We start from the raw sequence: 14,085 nt of genomic DNA on the forward strand, positions 1-14,085 counted from the left end.
AGATTAAGTTATACCACCATCAACAATAAAGCTTTGTTTTGTACATCCTGATGATTGATCTGATGCTAAAAACATCACTAACTGAGCCACATCGTTTGGTTTTAACTGTCTTTTTAAAGCTTGGCTATCCAAGATAAGTTTTTTATATTTTGGTGTTAACCAATGTTTAATTTGTCTTTCAGTTGCAATTGAACCAGGTACAACTGAATTTGTTCTAATATTGTATTTTCCATATTCTTGAGCAAATGATCTTGTTAAACCGACAACAGCAGATTTGGCAGTTTCATAAACTACTTTATCTCCTTCTCCTAACATCCATGAGACTGAACTTAAATTTACAATAGATCCTGCTTTAATTTTTTTCATTCCTTTTATGACTGCCTTAGCTGCAAAGAAATAGTGTTTTAAATTTACATCCATTCTGTTTTGCCAATATTTTTCGTCAACTTGATCTGTAGAATGTCTATCATCGTTCGCTGCATTATTGATTAAAGCATGTATAGGTCCTTTGGAAGAAATAATTTTTTTAATAATTTTTTCTAATTTATTAATATCTAATAAATTACATTCAATAAATGTCGGTAATCTAAATTTATTTATTTTTATTTTTTTTAATAATTTTTTTGTTTCTTTTAAATCAATATCAACAAAATAAACTTCACTTCCTTGCTCACAAAAATGCTCAACAATTGATGCGCCGATTCCTGATCCTCCACCAGTTATAAATATTCTTTTATTTTTTAAATCTGAATATTTTACTTTCATATTATATTCTTTCCTCTGTTTGAGCATCAAATAAAGATGCTTGTGTTAAATCAAAGTATAATTTTGTTTCTTTCCCCAAATCTATTTTTATTGTAGATGGAAATTTAGCTAAAATTTCTTGATTTGCATAATCAAATGTCATTATTTGCTCATGACCTATGTACTCACTAAGATCTGCTCTTAAATTAATTTCAAAATCACTTTCATTAAATTTTTTAAAGAAAATATGTTCTGGTCTAATACCAAAGAAAACTTCTTTATTATTTAAATTTGATTTATCTTTAAAATCATAATCTTTTATTGGAATTTCTAAATTTGATCCACTCACTGTAAATAATAAGTCTCCAGAATTTTCTTTTAAGATTCCCTTAATAAGATTCATTGATGGAGATCCAATAAAGTCTGCAACAAAAGTATTGCTTGGCTTATTATAAATCTTTTCAGGAGTATCATTTTGTTGAATTACTCCATGATTCATAATTGCAATGTTAGTACCCAAACTCATTGCCTCTGTTTGATCATGGGTCACATAAACAACTGTTGTCTTAAGCTGTTGATGAAGTTTTTTTATTTCTCTCCTCATTTCAACCCGTAGCTTTGCATCTAAGTTAGATAAAGGTTCATCAAACAAAAATATTCTTGGCTCCCTTACTAGAGCTCTACCAATAGCAACACGTTGTCGTTGTCCTCCAGATAATTGAGAAGGTTTTCTTTCTAACAATTGATCTACCTGTAGAAATTTTGAGACTTTTTCTAATTGTTCTTGTATTTTTTCCTTTGATGTTTTTGCCTGTTTAAGACCAAAAATCATATTCTCCTTAACATTCATAGATGGATACAGCGCGTAAGATTGAAAAACCATAGCAATATTACGATCTTTTGGCTCTACTTTGCTAACATTATAATCATCTATAAAAACATCACCCTCATTAATCGTTTCTAATCCTGCAATAATATTTAATAAAGTTGATTTTCCACAACCAGATGGTCCTAATAGAACAAGAAAATTTCCTTCATCTATTTCTAAATTAATTTTTTTTAAAACCTCAGTCGATCCAAAGTTTTTTGATAGTTCTTCAATTTTTAACGTTTTCATTGTTATCCTTTCACTGCTCCTGAAGTTAATCCTCTAATAAAATATTTACCTGCCAATACATAAACTATAAGTGTTGGAATGCCGGCTATAATAGCTGAAGCCATATCTACATTATATTCTTTCACACTTGTACTTGATAAAACCATATTATTTAATGCAACTTGTATTGGTGCTGCTTCTCCAAATGAAAAGGTTGATCCAAATAAAAAATCATTCCATATTTGTGTGAACTGCCAAATTACAGTTACCACAATAATTGGTGCTGATATTGGAAGTAAAATTTTGAAAAATATTTTAAAAAACCCAGCTCCATCTATTCTTGCAGCTTTAACTAATTCTGTGGGAACAGAAATATAATAATTTCTAAAAAATAATGTGGTAAAAGGTATTCCATAAACTGTATGAACTAAAACTAACCCAATCACTGAATTTGAAATTCCTAATACTCCAAGGGTTCTGGCCATTGGTAGCAATATTGCTTGAAAAGGTATGAAACATCCAAATAATAAAAAAAGAAAAACCCACTGATCTCCTTTAAATCTCCATTTAGTTAAAACATAACCTGTCATCGCTCCAATAAATGTTGAAAAAAATACTGCTGGTACAACCATCTTGATTGAATTCCAAAAATATGGTCTTAAAAAAGTATCACCAGCTCCATATCCTCGACCACCCCAAGCTACAGCCCAAGACTCCAAATTTATTCCACTTGGCCAACTTAAAAGTGTTCCTTGACGGATCTCTTCCATCGTCTTTAACGAAGTAACAACCATCACGTAAAGTGGAAAAATAAAATAAGAAGCAAAAAGAATTAAAATAAAATACAAAAACCATCTCAAAAACATATTTGTATATTTAGATTTTTGTTCTAACTGCTGATAAGAAGAAGATTTCAAACTATCTTGCATTTTCTCTCCTTAATTCTGAATATAAATATGGGATAATCACAGCAGCTACAGCCATAAACATCATCATCGCACTCGCAGCAGATAAACCAACTTGACTTTTGTGAAATGCAGTTTGAGTCATATATAAAGCGGGCATAGTTGTTGATATGCCTGGCCCACCTTGTGTAAGTGCTACGATAAGATCATAACTTTTGATAGATATATGAACTAAAATTACAAAACTTGTAAAAAATACAGGTCTCATCATTGGCAATAAAATCTTCCAGTAAACCGTAAATAAACTTGCGCCATCTATTTTTGCTGCCTTAACAATTTCATCTTCTACTGATCTTAATCCAGCTAAAAATAGGGCCATCACAAACCCTGCAGATTGCCAAACACCTGCAATAACTATGGTATAAATGGCCATTTCCCTATCTACCAACCAATCAAAGGTAAAGTTCTCAAAACCCCAATCTCTGAACATTTTTTGAATACCCAAAGTTGGATTTAATATCCATTTCCAAGCAGTTCCTGTCACGATAAAAGATAGAGCCATTGGATATAAATAAATCGTCCTTAGTAAACCCTCAGCTCTGATTTTTTGATCTAAAAAAATTGCAAGAATTATTCCTATAACAACACAAAAGATTAAAAAAAGTGCTGTAAAAATAAGCAAGTTATCTACTGCAATAAGCCATTTTCTAGATGCCCAAAGTTTTTCATATTGTCCAAATCCCCAAAGTTCATACTTTGGTAGAATTTTAGAATTTGTAAAAGATATATATAAAGTCCAAAGCACAAACCCATAAACAAACCAACCGATTAAACCAACAGCTGGGGCCATTACAATTTTAGGTAAATTTTTTTCTAACCACTTGAACATTATAAATATTTTTTATTTTTAGATTTAAAAAAAAGGCCACTTAATCAAAAGTGGCCTTTTAATTTTGATGTACTACATATTAGCTAAAACTGAGTCAGCTAAAGCATTAGCAGCATCTACAGATGACATATCAGAGTTAAAGTGCTCTGTGATGATATCTTGTAGGGCAGCTTTCATAGTATTTCCTTGAGCCATACCATGAGCAAAACTTGGAACTAATCCACCGCTTGCACCTGCTGTTTTAATATCAGAGTTAGAAGTTTTTGCACATTTATCAAACTCATCCATTGGAACATCTAGTCTAGCTGGGATTGAACCTTTGTATAGGTTAAATACTTTTTGGAAGTTTTTACCCATCATTAGTTTCGCTAATAGTTTTTGACCTTCTTGTTTTTCTGGATCGCTAGTTTTGTAGAATATGAAGCTATCTACATTGTATAAGTATCCATTATTTGAAGGAGTAGGAGCACAGTAGTAATCTACACCTGGAACTTTTCCAGCAGCTGTAAATTCACCTTTAGCCCAGTCACCCATAATTTGGAAACCAGCTTTTCCCTCAATTACCATACCTGTAGCAACGTTCCAGTCTCTTCCTGGACTACCTTCATCTGTATAGCTTTGAAGTTTTCTCATTTGATCAAAAACTTTAACTGTAGTCTCGCTTCTTAAACAACTTTCTTTAAGATCAACATAACAGTTTTTATAGTAGTTATTTCCACCTATACCCATAGCAACGGCTTCAAATACTGTAGCATCTTGCCAAGCTTGACCACCATGAGCGAATGGAATTATTCCTGCAGCTTTTAATTTTTCTGCAGCAGCATTTACTTCATCCCAAGTTGTTGGAACTGAAATACCATTAGCATCAAATACAGCTTTGTTTGCCCACATCCAGTCAATTCTATGAATGTTAACTGGTGCAGCACAATATGGTCCACTGTTATTTTCACATTTATGTACAGCAGCAATCATTGGATCTAAAAGTTTATCCCAACCTTCAGATTGAGCAATTGCATCAATGTTATATGGAGCCACAACACCTTCTTGGTCATACTCTTGAATTGTAGGTCCTTTAATTTGAGATGCAGATGGAGGATCTCCAGCAACGATTCTTGCTTTTAGTGCAACATTAGCAGCATCTCCACCACCACCTGTTACAGGCATGTCCATCCATTCACCACCGTTTGCAGCGAAATCATCTTTTAAAACTTTAAGTGCAGCAGCTTCACCACCAGACGTCCACCAGTGCAATACCTCGATCTTAGGTCCTGCAATTGATGAAGTAGAAGTGAACGCTAATGTAATTAAAGCGATCATTAGTTTTTTCATATTTTCTCTTCCTCTTTTTTTTAGTTAACTATTTTTTAAAAACGAAACTATAAGTAGAATAAATTCCAATTGATAACTAAAAAAACGTTATGCTACTATAAGTTGAAATTGATTTTTTTCCCTATTTATCAACATTTTTTTACATAAAAAAAAAATTTTTTTTTTGTGATTCTACTTTTGGTTGAAGTTCTAATATGTCGCGCTTCTTCCTAATCTAGCAGCGCCTCTAACACCACTAGCATCTCCGTATCTAGGTTTTAAAAAAACACCCTCATACTCTCTTCCAATAACAAATTTTCTAACTAATGAGTCTATTTCGTGCAAAAAATCAATTTCGTTTGAAACTCCTCCTCCAAATATAAAAGCATCAGGATCTAAAATATTTATAATACTCGAAAGAGACATTGCTAAATTTACTTTAAAATCATCAATAAATCTTTCAGCATCTAAATCGTGTTTTCTATTTAATTCAAAAATTTCGTTTGTTTTTAAATTTTTTCCATAAAGTTTCTTAAATCTTTTTGCTAAACTTAATCCAGATAAAAAACTTTCAATCTCTGCTTCCCTTGCATTACTTGAGTCAAAATTCTCTTTCTTAGCTGCAAAATATGGAATTTGGTTATGCCCCCATTCCCCTGCTACTCCATTAGAGCCAGTAATAATTTTTTTATCTATTACTAAACCACCTCCAACACCTGAGCCTAATATAATTCCATATACGATTTTATAATGTGTACCAGCTCCATCTATTGCCTCAGATAAAGCAAAACAATTTGCATCATTTTCACAAAACACTTCTTTTCCAAGAGCTTTACGTAGATCACTTTGAAATGGTTTTTTTTCTAACCAAGTTATATTTGGAGCATTTTTTACCAATCCTGTTTGAGGAGAATGAACTCCTGGATGACAAACACCAATTGGTAGTTCTTGTTTAAACTCTTGTTCTAATTTTCTATGGATATCTCTTATCGCAGTTACAATTTTAGTGTACTCCTTTGGACACGATATTCTTGATCTATGTTTTTCGTTCCCATTCTCTTCAAGTACAACACTCTCAATTTTAGTTGCTCCTACATCAATACCTACTTGCATAACTAATATGTAGCTCTTCCACCGCTTAAATCAAAAACTGCAGCTGTCGAAAATGAATTTTCTTCACTAGCCAACCAAGTTACCAATGATGCTAATTCCTCAACTTTAGCAAATTTGTTTCTAGGAATTTTTGATAACATATAATTTATATGTTCCTCAGTCATTTGATCAAAAATTCTTGTTTTGGCTGCTGCTGGGGTTACGCAATTTACAGCTATATTTTTTTGTGCTAACTCTTTACCTAGAGATTTTGTTAAACCTATAACTCCAGCCTTTGAGGTGCTATATGCACTTGCGTTAGGATTGCCCTCTTTTCCTGCAATAGATGCAATATTTACTATTCTTCCATAATCATTTTTTAACATAAATGGAACAACTGCTTTACAACAATAAAAAACTGAATTTAAATTTAAGTTCATTACTTTTTTCCATTCATCTAAAGGATATTCAGCGACAGTGGTATTCATACCTGCAATACCTGCGTTATTGACAAAAATATCTATTTTTCCATGCTTTTTCTCTACTTCTTCTAAATTTTTATTTACTATTTCAAAATTAGTTACGTCTACGACCTGATGACTTAAGTTTTCTGATTTAACTTTATCAATCGCTTCTTTAACAGCATTTTCATCAATATCCCAAATTACAACTTTAGCTCCTGCTTCAATAAATCTTTCAGTTATTGCTAAACCAAACCCCTGGGCTCCACCAGTAACAATTGCTACTCGATTATTTAAATCATACTTAATCATTATTTTTTTTTAATTTCCTCGATCTTATTAAAGGAAAAGCCAAAGCAATTAAAGACAAAATAAAGAATGTTAAAGCAATCGGTCTTGTGAAAAACATCAGCCAATTACCATCAAATATTACTAGAGATTGTCTTAGAGTTCCTTCAACTAACTCACCCAAAATTAATCCAATAATAACTGGTACTACTGAAAAACCATATCTTCTCATAAAGAAACCTAGCACTCCAAAGAATAACATTATCCAAACATCTATTATGGATTGATTTAAAGAATAAGTTCCACATACTGAAACTGCGAATATCATTGGCCATAAGATTTTGTTAGGAACTAAAGTTATTCTTGCAAATATTTTTGCTCCAAAAAAACCAAAAATAAAAAAGAGAATATTGGCAATCAACATAGCACCAAATATTCCATATAAGAAATCAGGTTGTTCTCTAAATAAATCTGGACCAGGCCTAACTCCATGAATAATCAATCCTGTAAGAATAACAGCTGTTGTTGCACTACCAGGAATACCGAGTGCTAGAGTTGGAACCATCGCACCACCTGTCGCAGCATTATTCGCAGCCTCAGCACCAGCTATACCTTCTATTGATCCTTTGCCAAATTCCTCTGGTTTTTTTGAAAATCTTTTAGCTTCAGAATAACCAATTAAAGATGCAACTGTTCCACCTTCTGCAGGTAGCACTCCAATAAATGATCCAATCCCGCTTGATCGTAATATTGTTTTCCAAGTTTTTTTGTAATCATCTTTGCTAGGAAGCTTAATTGCTTTTAAAGCTATTCTGTTAAACACTTGATTAATTAAAGTCGATTGGGTTAACATCTCACTAATTGCGAAAAGTCCAACTACTACTGGTATAAATCCTATTCCTTCAGTTAACTCATTGATCCCAAAAGTAAAACGATCGATTGAAGTCATAAAATCTTTTCCAACTGTAGAAATCAATATTCCAAATGCGCCTGCGATTAAATTTTTAATTGGACTACCTTCACCTATTGAAGCAAGCATCGTTAAACCAAATATTGCTAATGCAAAATATTCTGGCTGACCAAACTCATAAGCAAGTTGCGCTAGAATAGGAGCAAAGAAAACTAATATAACGACACTAAAAATACCTCCAACAGTACTTGAGACTGTTGCCATACCTAAAGCTCTTCCAGCTTCGCCTTTTTGTGCTAAAGGATAGCCATCTAAACAAGTGGCTGCAGCTGCTGGGGTTCCCGGTGTATTAATAAGTACTGCAGTTATTGCACCACCATAGGTTCCTGCACAATAAATAGATGTTAATAAAACAATTGCAGATAATGGATCTAGAGTCATTGTGAAAGGTAAGATCAATGCTCCACCTGTTGTTGGTCCTAAACCTGGCAACACACCTAATATCAAACCAAATAAAGTTCCAAAAAATAAAACTAGTAATAGTTTAGAACTGAAAAGTGGTGCCAGCATTAATAATAAATTATCCATTTAACTATAGTAAATGTTGGTAATTATTCCTGGGGGAAATCTTAAACCTAAAATAGTTTCAAAAAATATAAAAACAATAATTGGGAAAATAATCCCAACTAGTAATAAATAAAAAAATCTTTTTTCTCCCCAACAATAAGATACAAAGATAGATAAAGCTGAGATTGCTAAAAAGAAATCAAGCGTTTTAGAAACTACTATAAAAATAACAAAACTTGATAAAGTTAGAAAGAATGATCTTGGTAATTTTTTTTCTACTTTCCAAGGATTTTTAGTTGCCAAATAATAGATTAACATTGTCATTACTATTATTAGGACCAAGAGCGCTTTTGGGAATGTTGCTGGCTGTATTCCTCTATTTAAAATTGGAGGAACAATATCAAAAGTAAAAGTTGTGATTAATAATGCTACAGATATTAAAATAATTACAAGAGAAACTCTAAACTCATCTCTAAAAAAAAAGGGCAAACTTTTGTTTGCCCTTTTTTGTTTATGTACATTTTTCATATTCAAATGTACTTTTAATTAGATTAGTTGATGTAACCTAAAGCTTTAAGCTGTGCAGTCATCTCAGCAAGCATTTCTTCCATTTGCTTACCCCATTCATCTGCACCTACAACACTTGTCTCATCAAGACCAATTTCTGTTAAGAAATTTTTGTAGTAGTTGTGGCTCATAGCTTTCATCATTCCAGCTTCTAATTGTTTTACTCTGTCAGCTGGAGCACCTTTTTTAGTTACGAAACCTCTAACAGTAGATAAAGAAACAGGTATACCTAATTCTTTTGCTGTTGGAGAGTCTCCAATTTTTGCCATTCTATTGTTTGCCAATACAACTGAAACACAAAGTTTACCTTCATTAATTTCAGTTAATGCTTCACCTAGGTTTAAAACACCTACATCAATATCTCCTTTAATAAGGTTTGTTTTAATTGGTGCAACACCTTTGTACGCAACGATTGTCGGATCTTTTAATCCACCTTTTTTTGTAAATGCGATTGCACTAACATCATCAATACCACCAGTATGAGTAGTTCCATATTTTAATGATTTTGATTTTTGTGTGCTAATGAATTTTTTAGCATCTTTGATATCATTTTTACAATTAACAACAAATAATTGAGGATCATCAGTTCCTCTAGCAAGTGGTTGCATATCACTTAACTTAACTTTAGTTTTACCTAAAGCCATAGATACAGCATGACCTGTTGTCCAAGTTAAAGTGTGATTTCCATCAGCTGGTAAAGACATCATGTAGTCCATAGATGCTGCTCCACCACCACCTTTTTTGTTTACTAATTGCATATCCTGCTTAAGAACTCTTCTTGCTCTCAACAGCATCATTCTAGTAGTAACGTCAGTTCCACCACCAAAACCAGCGTGTGTAATTGCTTGTATTGGATGACCATCAGCTTTAGCTGATGTGATCATTAATGGAAGAGCTACAACAAAAAATTCAGTTACTAGAAAAGCAGCTGCTAAAAATAGTTTAAAGCTTTTTTTCATTATTTCCCTCTTTAGTTAATTTATATTTAATAATTTAAACATAATCTGCTACAAGACGTAAAGAAAAAAATGACTGAAAATAAATCTAACATTGCTCTTCTACTTGGTGATCCAGCTGGGATTGGACCAGAATTAATTTCAAAGCTTTTAAATGATGAGATGACAAAAAAAGCAAACATTGTCATAATTGGTGAAAAGCAAGTATTTGAAAGTGGAAATAGTATTACAGGAATTTCACATAATATAGATGTTGTAGAAAATTTTGATGAGGTAAATTTTGATAAATCAAATAGATTTTTATTAGATATTTCTAAAGGAAAAAATCATAAATATAAATTAGCGGAACCATCAAAAGAATCTGGAGAAAGCGTACTACAAGCTTTGGATTTAGCTTTAACTCTTGCTAAGGAAAAAAAAATAGATGCAATTAATTTTGCGCCAATGAATAAGACAAGTTTAAAACTTGGAGGCAACAAACATTCAGATGAATTACAGTTAATGGCTGAAAAACTTGAAGTAAATAGTTTTTGTTGTGAGTTTAATGTAATAGATAATTTTTGGACGGCAAGAGTAACATCTCATATTCCGATTAAAGAAGTTGCTCAACACATTACTAAAGAAAATATAATGAAGCCTATTAAATTAATAAATGAGGTTATGGAGTTAAATGGTGTAAAGAATCCTAGAATCGCCATTCAAGCTCTTAATCCTCACGCAGAGTTTGGTACAGAAGAAAAAGATGAAATCATTCCTGCAATTGAGGAAGCAAAAAAACTTGGCTACAATGTTGATGGGCCATTGCCATGCGATACCTCTTTTGTCGTAGCCTATAAAAATAAAAACCATGATTGTATGGTTGGCATGTATCATGACGCGTTACAATCTGGTCTTAAAGCATTTGGTTTTGATAGAGGAGTAACAGTTCAGGGTGGATTAACCGTACCAGTAACGACTACTGCTCATGGGTCTGCATTTGCTATTGCAGGAAAAAATGAGGCTAACTTAGATCCAATTTTAAACTCTTTTAAAATTGCTTTATCAATGTCGCAAAATAAGAAAAACTAAATTAATCCTGCGTCCACTGTAAAGTTTTGTTTTGTACATCCTGATGAAACATCAGATGCTAAGAATAAAACCATTTTTGAAACATCTTTAGGTAATAATTGTTTTTTTAAAGCCTGATTTTTTAATATTTCTTGTTTAAATTTTGGATTAAGCCATAACTTTGATTGTCTTTCGGTAGCAACAGAACCGGGAGCAATTGAGTTAATTCTTATATTATATTTTCCTAAATCTCTTGCTAAAGATCTTGTCAATCCATGAATTCCTGCTTTTGCAGTACTATATGCTGGAAACATTACTGCTCCCCTAACCCAACTGACAGAACCTAAATTTATTATTGATCCACCTTTGTTTTTTATCATGCTTTTTTTAACTGATTGTATTGCAAACAAATAATGCTTTAAATTAATTGCCATTCTATCATCCCAATATTTTTCTGTAATTTTCTCTAAACTATGTCTTTGGTCGTTAGAGGCATTATTAACTAAAATGTCAATAGGACCCTGTTTTTTAATAATGTTTAAAATTGAGGATTTATATTTTTTAATATTTGTAATATTACATTCTACAAATGAAGGGGTTTTAAATTTTTTTTTTTTAATTTTATTTATAGTTTTTTTTGCCTCATTTTTATTAATATCAAAAAAATATACTTCAACTCCTTGCTCACAAAGATTTTCAACAATTGATGATCCAATTCCCGAAGCTCCACCTGAAACTAAAGCTCTTTTTTTTTTAAGATCAAAATATTCAGTTTTCATTTTTGGAAATAGTATTAATAATTATTTAAATCTTCCATTGATGGCATTGAGGCTGCTGCGCCTTGTTTTGTAGTTGAAATTGCTCCTACCTTATTCGCAAAAGTAAGTACTTCTTTAATATCTAAATCTTTTGATAACCCAACAGCTAAAGCACCGTTGAAAGCATCTCCTGCACCAGTAGTATCAAGGACTGGGTCTTTAAGTTTAAATGCTTCTACGAAAAAATTTTCTTTTTTATTTGCAAAATAACATCCTTTTTCACCTAAAGTTATAACTATGTTTTTAATACCTTTTTTTAAAAATTCTTCTGAGGCATTTTTGATATCTTTTTCTGTTTCAATTTTTTTATTTAAATAAAATTCTGCTTCAGTTTCATTAGGTGTAAAAAAATCTATTAAGTCAAAATCATCATCTTTGATTTTGCATGCTGGTGCTGGATTTAATATTGTGGCTAATCCCTTTTCTTTAGCTTTTTTTAATGCATAGCTAGTAACCTCATAAGGTGTTTCTAATTGTGTTAAAAATATTTCTGCTTTTGCAATAAAATTTAAATTTCTATCAATATCATCAAGGGTAAGTGTACCAGCAGCACCAGGTATTATATTTATTGCATTCTCACCTGTTTTTTCATTTACCATTATTCCTGCAACTCCAGTTGAGTGATTTTCGTCTTGAATTATGCAAGCAGTGTCGATGCCCAATTCTTTATATAAAGTTAAAGCCATCTCACCATTTTTGTCTTTGCCAATTTTTGTGATAAAATTTATACTCCCATTGAGTTTAGCTGCAGCTATTGCTTGATTTGAACCTTTTCCACCTGGTCCAATAATATGTTGCGAACCTAGAATAGTTTGTCCTTTTTCAGGGATCGCATTAGATATGAAGCAAAGATCTGCAACAAATACACCAAAAACTGAAATGATTTTCATTTTTTAAGTCCAAACGTTTCCGTCAGGTAAAATGACACCTTTGGTGAGAATAAAACAACCAAATGGTCTTGCGTCTGTTGTAGTAACTATACAATAAGCTTTCTTTGCCTCTTGATAAAACTCTTGTCTTGAAATTGACCCCACATTCCAATTATCTCCTGAAATTTTTTTTACAACTTCAATAAATTCTTTATGTGTTTCAGTTAACTCCTCAGGTTTATCATCTACTTCCATTCTTAAAGCTGGAGATCCTCCTTTTGAATTAATAAAACTATCAAGTGGAAAAACTGAAAGTATAGCAGAGGCAGCTTCTTTTATACCGACTCCGTCTAATCTTATTATTTTATCGTTGGTAGTATTTGCTGGAAAATTAGCATCAGCTAATATTAGTTTTTCTCCATGACCCATAGATCTTAAATGAAAAAGTAAATCTGGGCTTAATACTGGATCAATTTTAATAAGCATAAATTATTATATTACATAAAAAAAAAGGGTGGAATTAAATTCCACCCTTTTTTTTAAATTATATACCTATCGATTATTTAAAATCGTTAGCGTTTTCTTTTGTTACTAATTGTGTTCCTGTATCGATATTTGGATCAATACTTCCACCATTAGCTAATTCAAGCGCATATTTAACCCCATATGCACCCATATTATAAGAAAACTGAGCAATCGTTGCTGTCATCTCTCCTTTTAAGATACTTGTAGCTGCATCTGGTGTAGCATCAAATCCTACCACAACCACATCATTCATGTCCGCATCTTTAAGAGCCTGCATAGCACCTAAGCCCATATTATCATTTGAAGCAAATATTGCTTTGATGTTTGGATTTTTTAAAATGATCGACTCAGTTACAGATCTACCTTTTGCGGTGTCCCACTCAGCAGTTTGAGTTGCAACAATATTTAATCCACAATTTTTAAAACCTTTTATAGCGCCATCTCTTCTTAACAACGCTGTAGATTGTGACTCAATACCAGTTAAAATTGCAACATCTGAACCTTTAGGAGTTTTATCACAAATAAATTTTGCAGCTAACTCTGCACCATTCATGTTGTTCGTTCCAATAAAAGTTACTCCTTCGTTAATTCCCTTTGTATCAACGAATACAACTGGAACTCCACTTTTGATAGCATCATCAACGATCGGAGCAAAAGCATTTGGATCTCCTGGTGCTAGTGCTAAAGCATCAACACCTTTCGCTAATTGGTCTTCTACTTGGTTTATCTGTGCCTGAACATCTCCCTCTTGAGGAGGTGCAATTAAAATTAATTTAACGCCTAGTTTTTTAGCTTCCTCTTCAGCACCTTTTGTTACAGATGCCCAAAAAGGATTTCCAGATCCAGGACCTTTAATACTGAATAGGATTTTTTTACCATGTCCATCAGCAAAAGATACTGAACCTAAACTGATTGATAAAAAAATTGCTGTAAAAAAAACAACAATTTTTCGTGTTAAGTTTTTCATTTATTTCCCCTATTGTTATTTAATAACTAAATTAAATAAAAAAAATGAGAAGAGTTCAACTGTTTATAAAGGTGTT

15 protein-coding genes are annotated in these 14,085 nt (G+C 32.2%); 1 reads left to right on the plus strand and 14 read right to left on the minus strand.

The genetic code is table 11. The features are described 5' to 3' along the window. Nucleotides 1-3: 3 nt before the first annotated feature. The 10 genes from ACTT88_RS04100 to ACTT88_RS04145 form a co-directional block, all read right to left on the minus strand. Nucleotides 4-765: an SDR family NAD(P)-dependent oxidoreductase gene (locus ACTT88_RS04100; protein WP_440908054.1), complete on the minus strand. Its 762-nt coding sequence runs from the start codon at nucleotides 763-765 to the stop codon at nucleotides 4-6. A gap of 1 nt (nucleotide 766) precedes the next feature. Continuing rightward, nucleotides 767-1,861: an ABC transporter ATP-binding protein gene (locus ACTT88_RS04105; protein ID WP_440908055.1), complete on the minus strand. Its 1,095-nt coding sequence runs from the start codon at nucleotides 1,859-1,861 to the stop codon at nucleotides 767-769. 2 nt (nucleotides 1,862-1,863) lie between these two features. Beyond that, the gene (locus ACTT88_RS04110; RefSeq protein ID WP_440908056.1) at nucleotides 1,864-2,769 is read right to left on the minus strand and encodes a carbohydrate ABC transporter permease; all 906 of its coding nucleotides are present in this window, start codon (nucleotides 2,767-2,769) and stop codon (nucleotides 1,864-1,866) included. Beyond that, the gene (locus ACTT88_RS04115) at nucleotides 2,759-3,634 is read right to left on the minus strand and encodes a carbohydrate ABC transporter permease (protein ID WP_440908057.1); all 876 of its coding nucleotides are present in this window, start codon (nucleotides 3,632-3,634) and stop codon (nucleotides 2,759-2,761) included. Before ACTT88_RS04115 ends, ACTT88_RS04110 begins: the two co-directional genes overlap by 11 nt. A gap of 72 nt (nucleotides 3,635-3,706) precedes the next feature. After that, on the minus strand, nucleotides 3,707-4,963 hold the full coding sequence (locus ACTT88_RS04120) for an ABC transporter substrate-binding protein (RefSeq protein ID WP_440908058.1): 1,257 nt from the start codon (nucleotides 4,961-4,963) through the stop codon (nucleotides 3,707-3,709). Nucleotides 4,964-5,152: 189 nt separating this feature from the next. After that, entirely contained in the window at nucleotides 5,153-6,055 is a 903-nt protein-coding gene (locus ACTT88_RS04125; RefSeq protein WP_440908059.1) for an ROK family protein, read from the minus strand. A 2-nt stretch (nucleotides 6,056-6,057) separates the two neighbouring features. Continuing rightward, complete coding sequence (locus tag ACTT88_RS04130) at nucleotides 6,058-6,807, minus strand: SDR family NAD(P)-dependent oxidoreductase (RefSeq protein ID WP_440908060.1); 750 nt, start codon at nucleotides 6,805-6,807, stop codon at nucleotides 6,058-6,060. Next, a complete protein-coding gene (locus ACTT88_RS04135) occupies nucleotides 6,800-8,281 on the minus strand; it encodes a tripartite tricarboxylate transporter permease (RefSeq protein WP_440908061.1) in 1,482 nt (493 codons plus the stop codon). Before ACTT88_RS04135 ends, ACTT88_RS04130 begins: the two co-directional genes overlap by 8 nt. Beyond that, on the minus strand, nucleotides 8,282-8,788 hold the full coding sequence (locus ACTT88_RS04140) for a tripartite tricarboxylate transporter TctB family protein (RefSeq protein ID WP_440908062.1): 507 nt from the start codon (nucleotides 8,786-8,788) through the stop codon (nucleotides 8,282-8,284). It lies immediately after the preceding gene. Nucleotides 8,789-8,811: 23 nt separating this feature from the next. After that, nucleotides 8,812-9,786 carry a Bug family tripartite tricarboxylate transporter substrate binding protein gene (locus ACTT88_RS04145; RefSeq protein WP_075485956.1) on the minus strand — a complete coding sequence of 325 codons (975 nt, stop codon included), beginning with the start codon at nucleotides 9,784-9,786 and terminating at the stop codon, nucleotides 8,812-8,814. 69 nt (nucleotides 9,787-9,855) lie between these two features. On the opposite strand from ACTT88_RS04145, the gene ACTT88_RS04150 reads away from it, so the two are divergent. After that, entirely contained in the window at nucleotides 9,856-10,851 is a 996-nt protein-coding gene (locus ACTT88_RS04150) for a 4-hydroxythreonine-4-phosphate dehydrogenase PdxA (RefSeq protein ID WP_440908063.1), read from the plus strand. Here the strand turns inward: ACTT88_RS04150 and ACTT88_RS04155 are convergent. The 4 genes from ACTT88_RS04155 to ACTT88_RS04170 form a co-directional block, all read right to left on the minus strand. Further along, entirely contained in the window at nucleotides 10,848-11,609 is a 762-nt protein-coding gene (locus ACTT88_RS04155; RefSeq protein WP_440908064.1) for an SDR family NAD(P)-dependent oxidoreductase, read from the minus strand. The genes ACTT88_RS04150 and ACTT88_RS04155 overlap by 4 nt on opposite strands. A 14-nt stretch (nucleotides 11,610-11,623) precedes the next feature. Next, complete coding sequence (gene rbsK / locus ACTT88_RS04160; RefSeq protein ID WP_440908065.1) at nucleotides 11,624-12,538, minus strand: ribokinase; 915 nt, start codon at nucleotides 12,536-12,538, stop codon at nucleotides 11,624-11,626. A 3-nt stretch (nucleotides 12,539-12,541) separates the two neighbouring features. After that, nucleotides 12,542-13,003, minus strand: coding sequence for an RbsD/FucU family protein (locus ACTT88_RS04165; protein WP_440908066.1), 462 nt, complete (start codon nucleotides 13,001-13,003; stop codon nucleotides 12,542-12,544). A 73-nt stretch (nucleotides 13,004-13,076) separates the two neighbouring features. Continuing rightward, nucleotides 13,077-14,009, minus strand: coding sequence for a sugar ABC transporter substrate-binding protein (locus tag ACTT88_RS04170; protein ID WP_440908067.1), 933 nt, complete (start codon nucleotides 14,007-14,009; stop codon nucleotides 13,077-13,079). Nucleotides 14,010-14,085 lie beyond the last annotated feature (76 nt).

Source organism: Candidatus Pelagibacter sp., assembly GCF_052046145.1.
GTDB lineage: Bacteria > Pseudomonadota > Alphaproteobacteria > Pelagibacterales > Pelagibacteraceae > Pelagibacter.

Coding starts and splice junctions, on each gene's coding strand:
- ACTT88_RS04100 (WP_440908054.1), bottom strand. CDS start 765: ATGAAAGTAAAATATTCAGATTTAAAAAATAAAAGAATATTTATAACT.
- ACTT88_RS04105 (WP_440908055.1), bottom strand. CDS start 1,861: ATGAAAACGTTAAAAATTGAAGAACTATCAAAAAACTTTGGATCGACT.
- ACTT88_RS04110 (WP_440908056.1), bottom strand. CDS start 2,769: ATGCAAGATAGTTTGAAATCTTCTTCTTATCAGCAGTTAGAACAAAAA.
- ACTT88_RS04115 (WP_440908057.1), bottom strand. CDS start 3,634: ATGTTCAAGTGGTTAGAAAAAAATTTACCTAAAATTGTAATGGCCCCA.
- ACTT88_RS04120 (WP_440908058.1), bottom strand. CDS start 4,963: ATGAAAAAACTAATGATCGCTTTAATTACATTAGCGTTCACTTCTACT.
- ACTT88_RS04125 (WP_440908059.1), bottom strand. CDS start 6,055: ATGCAAGTAGGTATTGATGTAGGAGCAACTAAAATTGAGAGTGTTGTA.
- ACTT88_RS04130 (WP_440908060.1), bottom strand. CDS start 6,807: ATGATTAAGTATGATTTAAATAATCGAGTAGCAATTGTTACTGGTGGA.
- ACTT88_RS04135 (WP_440908061.1), bottom strand. CDS start 8,281: ATGGATAATTTATTATTAATGCTGGCACCACTTTTCAGTTCTAAACTA.
- ACTT88_RS04140 (WP_440908062.1), bottom strand. CDS start 8,788: ATGAAAAATGTACATAAACAAAAAAGGGCAAACAAAAGTTTGCCCTTT.
- ACTT88_RS04145 (WP_075485956.1), bottom strand. CDS start 9,786: ATGAAAAAAAGCTTTAAACTATTTTTAGCAGCTGCTTTTCTAGTAACT.
- ACTT88_RS04150 (WP_440908063.1), top strand. CDS start 9,856: ATGACTGAAAATAAATCTAACATTGCTCTTCTACTTGGTGATCCAGCT.
- ACTT88_RS04155 (WP_440908064.1), bottom strand. CDS start 11,609: ATGAAAACTGAATATTTTGATCTTAAAAAAAAAAGAGCTTTAGTTTCA.
- rbsK (WP_440908065.1), bottom strand. CDS start 12,538: ATGAAAATCATTTCAGTTTTTGGTGTATTTGTTGCAGATCTTTGCTTC.
- ACTT88_RS04165 (WP_440908066.1), bottom strand. CDS start 13,003: ATGCTTATTAAAATTGATCCAGTATTAAGCCCAGATTTACTTTTTCAT.
- ACTT88_RS04170 (WP_440908067.1), bottom strand. CDS start 14,009: ATGAAAAACTTAACACGAAAAATTGTTGTTTTTTTTACAGCAATTTTT.